This is a genomic window from Candidatus Desulfatibia sp. (genome assembly GCF_036446775.1).
Taxonomy (GTDB): Bacteria; Desulfobacterota; Desulfobacteria; order Desulfobacterales; family UBA11574; genus Desulfatibia_A.
The window spans coordinates 1-6962 of sequence record NZ_JAZFTO010000188.1 but is presented as its reverse complement, the minus strand read 5'-3'; the positions used below and the strand labels follow the sequence as shown (position 1 = coordinate 6962).

The following is a 6962-nucleotide window of genomic DNA, read 5'->3' as shown; positions in this document are numbered from 1 at the left end:
GCATTAGAATATCCGTAATAACCAAGTCAAAATGGCCTTCATCAAACTTTTTTATTCCTTCCGTACCATCTACTGCTATCTCAACATTGAAGCCGCATTTTGCTAACGCCGTTGCGAGCATGAGTAAAATGGATTCTTCATCATCGATGACCAAGATTTTGCCCATGATATTTTCTCCGGTATAATCAAGTTAAAAACTTGCTTTAAATTTTTATAACTAAATGCCTCTTTGCAGTATTTTCAAATTTTACCCCGCCATTAATAGCCTGTCAACCATATTTTGTATGTCAAGTTAATTATTATACACTATGTTGTATGACAGCGGGAAATATCAGCAACAATTGCAACCTAAAGTTGATGAATTCGACTTTTTAAGAAACCATCAACGTTGAAAGGAGCCGGATAAACATCTTCAGCAAATTATTTGAAGTTTCAGCTATCCTATGTTAAAAAAGCATTTAAGTATTTAAACATTACCGCATAATGCGCCTTTCCATTTTATTTCATTATAAGGTATTCTTATGAACAATAAACCTATCTTCAACCGGAAGGAAGGCTGAGCCATGGAGCATAAAACCTTCAAAGCTATGGTCGTAAAGGAAACTGAAGATAAGAATTACGTCCGGCAGATTATGGAAAAATCAATAGATGATTTGCCCGCTGGAGACGTACTGATTAATGTCAGTTATTCATCTTTAAATTACAAGGATGCCCTTTCTGCCATCGGCAACAAGGGCGTCACCAAAAAATATCCGCACACACCGGGCATCGATGCCTCCGGCGTTATTGCCGCAAGCGACAGTATTGCTTTTGAGCCGGGCGATAAAGTGATTGTTACCAGCTACGACCTTGGAATGAATACATCGGGCGGCTTTGCCGCATACATCCGAGTCCCGGCAGAGTGGGTGGTGCCCCTACCGGAAAATCTTTCTTTAAAAGAAAGTATGATTTACGGTACGGCCGGTTTTACCGCGGCCTTGTCCGTTCATCGGATGGTAGAGCATGGAGTGACTCCGAGTCAGGGAGAAATACTGGTCACCGGCGCCACCGGTGGCGTCGGCAGTATGGCCCTCTCAATTCTGGCTCAAAATGGTTACCAGGTTGTTGCCTCCAGCGGCAAACCGGCTGAAAAACAATTTCTTTTCGATCTTGGAGCCAGGGAAGTCATTTCCAGGGATGAAGTCCTGGACAGCAGCGACAAACCTTTATTAAAAGGGCGGTGGGCCGGCGTCATCGATACGGTGGGTGGAAATATACTGGCAACGGCCATCAAATCCACAAAAACCGGCGGTGCCGTCACCTGCTGTGGAAACGTCGCCTCTGATGATCTGCCACTCACCGTGTACCCGTTCATATTGAGGGGTGTAAGTCTCTTCGGAATAGATTCCCAAAACTGCCCCATGCCGGCCCGTCTTCAAGTATGGCGGAAAATCGCCGACAAATGGAAACTTAAAGGCCTGGATCGTTTGATTTCCGAAATTTCACTTGATGAGTTGGATCATAATATCGATCAGATCCTGCAAGGAAAGCTAAAGGGTAGGACGGTCGTAAATTTATCTGGTTTCCATCCATAAATGGCTATTTTTCCGATGAGCGGCGTTCTCCGCGGGTTTCCACCCTCGACGTACTAAAGTACGCCTCGGGTGAAAACCCTTGTGCGGCCTTGCTCATCGAAAAAATCCCTCATTTATGAATTGAAAACTACTTAGTGCTCAAATAGTGTTTATGGATGGGTGCCAACTTAATTCTAGATACAGGATTCTGATCAGTGATTACTGATCACTGAAAATGGGATGTTATAAGGCCATGAAAAAAATTGTTGTGCAGATTTATGAAGTGCAAACACCGTCCGAGGCTGAAAAATTGATGGCCCTCGGTGTCGATAATATCGGCAGCGTCTTGATGTCTGAAGAGGATTGGCAGGTATCACCCATAAGAGAGACGATCCGGATGGTTCAGGCAGCCGGCGCCTTAAGCAGCCTGATTCCACTTTTTAACCGCTCGGAAGCCCTGTATCGGGCGCTAGATTATTACAGGCCGGATATCGTGCATTTTTGTGAAGACCTGACCGATGCAGCCACGGGCACCAATATCCAGGATAATCTTTTAGCTTTACAGCAGGACGTGAAAGATAAATTTCCTGAAATCAAAATCATGCGATCCATTCCCATAGCCCCGCCCGGTTTTTCAGAGCGCGTCCCCACCCTTGAACTGGCCCGGCGGTTTGAAGCGGTCAGTGACTACTTTTTGACAGATACGCTGCTTTTGAATACCTCGGATGTTCAGATTATTGATCAGCCGGTCAAAGGATTTGTCGGAATAACCGGCAAGATCTGCGACTGGAGCATGGCTGCCAAGCTGGTTGCAACCAGCCGCATTCCGGTCATCCTGGCCGGTGGGATTGCACCTGAAAATGTATTTGAAGGTATCCGGCACGTTCGCCCCGCAGGAATTGACAGTTGCACAAGAACTAATGCAATTGATTTTGAGGAAAGTTCCGTCAGGTTCAAGAAAGATTTGGATAAGGTCAAACGGCTGGTTGAAGAGACTCGCAGGGCAGAGCAAACTTTATAAATTATTTTATCACGAAAACACGAAATTGAGAAAACGCGAAAGGGGGTTTAAAATATGTACGACAGCGGCGATCTGAGAAAAGGTCTTAAAATCGAAATTGACGGCGAACCGTATGTGGTCATTCAGTTTGCATTTGTCAAACCCGGCAAGGGGCAGGCCCTGTACAAGTGCAAACTCAAAAATATGCTGACAGGATCTCAGTTTGACCGAACATTTAGATCCGGAGATAAACTCAACCCTGCCAACCTGGAAGAATTCCAAATGGAATACCTATATTCAGACAAAGACCAGTACTGTTTCATGAACACGACTACCTACGGTCAGGATTTTCTAACCCGGGACCTGGTGGGAGATGCCATCAATTTTTTGAAGGAAAACACGGTCTGCAATGTTCTTTTTTTCGAAGGCAGAGCCATTGGAGTTGCTCTGCCCAATTTCGTCGACTTAAGGATTGTCAGTGCCGAGCAGTGGGCCAAGGGAGATACGGCCGCCGGCAGTACCAAGCCGGTAACACTTGAAACCGGTTATGTTGTTCAAGTACCGCCTTTTGTCGAGGAGGGCGAACTGGTTAGGATCGACACCAGGTCCGGAGAATATGTGGAACGGGTCAAAGAATAAAATCGTGTTACGATTTTATGAAACTCCCGTCCCGCTTTCAGCGGGACGGGATCTGTTTGGCGATCAGACAAGCGTTTACCTGAAACAAAACACAAAATACTAAACACTAAATACTTGATGAATTCTGTTTTTGAAGAGTGCATCATTTCTTGTGAAAGATGATATCTCCAAAATAAGATACGGCCGATTCTTTGGTATTATCCGAATCCGTCATGATTGCTACACCGGATATAAGCGGCGGTTCCTCGCCGTAGGCTTTTTTATAGTCTTGATAGACATTACGCACTTCTTCAATCCAGCTGTTGAGCTTTTTCGCACCACTTTCCACGGCTATCATCATGGATTGGTCGCTATATGGGTTGGGGACTATGGTTCCTTCAGGAGCATGGCTGGCCCAGATGTAGTTAAGGACCGCAACAGGGGGATATTCATCGTATCGCGTCTTGGCAGTCTTATATTTTATTTTTTGGAAGAATCCCGCTTTATCCGGGTCATATTTAAACGTTATGTATATCCGGGCCGGGTAATCATCTCCTTTCTTTTTGGTGACATCTCCTTTTTCATAAATCTTGGTCACTTTCCAGCGCCAGGTGACAACCGGATATATTTTAGGATCGATTTCGATTTTGCGGATAAGTCCTGAGGCTGAAGAGTTACTTGCAGCCTTAACGACTACAACACCGCTGTCTGCAACCAGAGTGTAGCGGGTGTGTTGTTTTATCTTTTTGAATGTAAGAGGTTTCCATGTGGAAGGAAAATCGCTGCCGGCATATAGGTTCGAAAATTTTCCTACTTCAATTATTTCAGCCGGTTGAGCTCTTAGATAGGAAGCGCCAGTAAGCAGAAGAACGCAAATCAGAACTGTTGAAAGCAGGATTATTCGTTTTTCAAGTATCCGGTCAAACTTCATGATATTTCTTTGACACTATACTCTTTGATTCGGTTTCCTTCCTTTTCTTCAATGGTGATAGCATATGATCCGATGGTTATTTTTTCTTTTTCATCGGGAATCCTGCCGATGGTATCGAGAACGTATCCGGAAAAGGTATCATATTCCTTTAAGTCGGGAATATTCATGCCGATCACTTCATTGACTTCATCTATGTCGGATTTTCCAAGCACGGTCCATTCCCTGTTCTTGTGTTTGACTATATGCGGCTCTTCCTTGTCAGTTTCGTCTCTGATTTCGCCCACAATCTCTTCAAGGGCATCTTCAAGCGTTATCAGACCGGAGACACCGCCGTGTTCATCCACTACGATGGCAATATGATGTTTCCTTTTCTTGAATTGATGCATCAGTTTGTCCAGTTTTTTATTCTCGGGAACAAAATAGGGTTTTGTCATGATTTTGCGGATATCGATCGCTTTGTCTGAAATTGCCTGATGTAAAAAAAGGTCCTTTATATTGAGAATGCCGATGATATTCTCTATATGGCCTTCAATTACAGGAATGCGTGTAAAACCCGACTTGACGATTTTATCCAACTTAAGCTCTTTATCGGCTTCAATTACAAACATATCCGCCCGGGGGGTCATTATCTCCGAGGCGTTGGTATCATCGAATTCGAAAATCTTGTGAATCAGCTCTTTCTCTTCTTCTTTGATCTCGCCTTCTTCTTCAACCATTTCCACAAAGGTCATCAATTCTTCTTCGGTTACCGCAGGAATTCTCTTAATCTTGCCTGTCAGCTTGGGAATAAAGTTGAGAAACAGTACCGCCGGGTAAAGCAGAATTGAAAGCCAATAGATTGGATAGATGATTATTTTGGCGACCAGAACGTTATTGCGCGTGGCAAGCGATTTGGGCAGCACCTCACCGAAAACAAGGATAAGAAACGTCATGCTTCCGGTGGCAATGCCCACCGCATAGTTGGAAAAATAGTTTAAAGCAACAGCGGTTGCCATGGCCGCGGCCGCCACATTAACAAGATTGTTACCGATAAGAATAGTGGTAAGGAGCCGGTGAGGATCATCTTTCATCTTCTGAATCAGCTGATATACTTTGCCTTCAGATTTCGCTAAATGTCGAGCTTTAGTCTTGCTGATCGAAAACAAAGCGGTTTCCGCTGATGAAAAAAACCCCGATAGCACCAGCAATACAAGCAAACCGGCAACTTGATTTATCATAATTGAATTCCTGACTTAAAACGGATTCTTTGAGGACGTGGGGATAAATACAAAAAAGCTTCCGGGCTCGACAAAAGGCTTGAAAGTATAGGACTTTCCTTTTTTGAGCGGCACCGCCGGGTTGTATAAAATCGTGCAGCGATTTTATAACTTGAGAATATCATCAAAAAAATGAGACCTTTGAAAAATGCAAATTTTTGTTCGAGTTCAAGAAAGGCGAAAATTTTAACCACAGGAATACCTGGAGTATTTCGAGGATTAAAATTTGAGCCTGACGCAGAAATCGGGCAAAAAGGGGCGTTTTGCAAAGGTCTCAAAATGCTTATGATGGCTTTGAAAAGAAACAAATTTTCCAATATTAGTCAGTTCCTCTTGCAAAGGGGAAGAGGTCATGTAAATTACAACTTAAAACGGAATGAATTCGTTTTTTTACGAATTCATTATTTAATATACCTCAGATTTGATTATTTTCAAGCAGATTATGCATAAAACAACGGATGTAACAGAATATATACAATCTCTTTTGTCTTCAAAACGTCTGGGCGGCCAGGTAGTGCATCACACAGTGCTGCCTGAACAAGCTCCGATTTTTAGAAAGCCTGATAAGGTGTGGTCCGGAAACATACTTAACATCATCAAATCGGCCGGGATTGGTAATCTTTACCAACACCAGACAGATGCCGTCGATTTGATAAGAGCCGGCCAACATGTGGTGGTAGCAACGCCGACAGCCAGCGGCAAAACTTTAATATATAACATCCCAGTGCTTGAGAACATATTTAAAAACTCAGATGCCAAAGCCCTTTACATTTTCCCCTTAAAAGCACTTGCCCAGGATCAATTACGGACTTTTGAGGAACTTTCTGCATATTGCGAGGTAAAACCCACGGCTGCGATTTATGACGGTGATACCTCCGCATGGTTTCGCAAGCGTATCCGGGAAGCTCCACCCAACGTTCTATTGACCAACCCGGAAATGATCCACCTTTCATTCCTGCCGCATCACCGGCAATGGGCAACATTTTTTTCCGATCTCAAGATCGTGGTAATCGATGAAGTCCACACTTACCGAGGAGTTATGGGTTCGCATATGGCCCTGGTTTTCAGAAGGCTTCAAAGAATCTGCTCCTATTACGGTTCTTCTCCGACATTTGTATTTTGTTCCGCCACCATATCCAATCCTGCCCAACTCACAAAACAACTTACAGGACTTGACGTTGAAACCATTACTGAAAGCGGGGCTCCCCGGGGCGGTAAACATGTTGTGTTTGTCAACCCGGTTCAAAGCCCGGCCCAGACAGCGATCCTTTTACTGAAAGCAGCGCTTCATCGCAGCCTGCGAACTATTGTATACACCCAATCACGCAAACTTACCGAGCTGATCGCCCTTTGGGCCGGCAGTCATTCAGGTTCTTTTGCAAATCGTATCAGCGCCTATCGGGCCGGTTTCCTTCCAAAAGAGCGCCGGGAGATCGAAGCGCGACTTGCCCAAGGCGATCTTCTGGCGGTCATATCAACCAGCGCCCTTGAGCTGGGGATTGATATCGGTGATCTGGATCTCTGCTTTTTAGTGGGATATCCGGGGTCGGTTGTGGCGACCTGGCAGCGCAGCGGCAGGGTCGGCCGCAGCGGCCAGGATTCCG

The 6962-nt window shown here is 44.7% G+C and carries 7 protein-coding genes; 4 read left to right on the top strand and 3 right to left on the bottom strand.

The window, feature by feature from the left end:
* Window positions 1-166, bottom strand: a 166-nt coding sequence (locus tag V3S16_RS09300) for a response regulator (protein WP_413884407.1), incomplete at its 3' end; no start/stop codon positions are given.
* Window positions 167-563: 397 nt separating this feature from the next.
* Between V3S16_RS09300 and V3S16_RS09295 the strand changes: the two genes are divergently transcribed.
* The 3 genes from V3S16_RS09295 to efp all read left to right on the top strand — a co-directional run bounded on the left by V3S16_RS09295 (window position 564) and on the right by efp (window position 3192).
* Entirely contained in the window at window positions 564-1574 is a 1011-nt protein-coding gene (locus V3S16_RS09295; protein WP_413884406.1) for a YhdH/YhfP family quinone oxidoreductase, read from the top strand.
* Between the two features lie 232 nt (window positions 1575-1806).
* Entirely contained in the window at window positions 1807-2574 is a 768-nt protein-coding gene (locus V3S16_RS09290) for a phosphoribosylanthranilate isomerase (protein WP_413884405.1), read from the top strand.
* 54 nt (window positions 2575-2628) lie between these two features.
* Window positions 2629-3192 carry an elongation factor P gene (efp, locus tag V3S16_RS09285; protein WP_413884404.1) on the top strand — a complete coding sequence of 188 codons (564 nt, stop codon included), beginning with the start codon at window positions 2629-2631 and terminating at the stop codon, window positions 3190-3192.
* 142 nt (window positions 3193-3334) lie between these two features.
* Here efp and V3S16_RS09280 read toward each other — a convergent pair whose 3' ends face one another.
* Both V3S16_RS09280 and V3S16_RS09275 read right to left on the bottom strand, forming a co-directional pair.
* The gene (locus tag V3S16_RS09280; protein ID WP_413884403.1) at window positions 3335-4102 is read right to left on the bottom strand and encodes a DUF3047 domain-containing protein; all 768 of its coding nucleotides are present in this window, start codon (window positions 4100-4102) and stop codon (window positions 3335-3337) included.
* Complete coding sequence (locus tag V3S16_RS09275; RefSeq protein WP_413884402.1) at window positions 4099-5319, bottom strand: hemolysin family protein; 1221 nt, start codon at window positions 5317-5319, stop codon at window positions 4099-4101. The genes V3S16_RS09280 and V3S16_RS09275 overlap by 4 nt, the downstream gene beginning before the upstream one ends.
* A gap of 481 nt (window positions 5320-5800) precedes the next feature.
* Between V3S16_RS09275 and V3S16_RS09270 the strand changes: the two genes are divergently transcribed.
* A partial coding sequence (locus V3S16_RS09270; protein ID WP_413884401.1) for a DEAD/DEAH box helicase occupies window positions 5801-6962 on the top strand: 1162 nt, incomplete at its 3' end.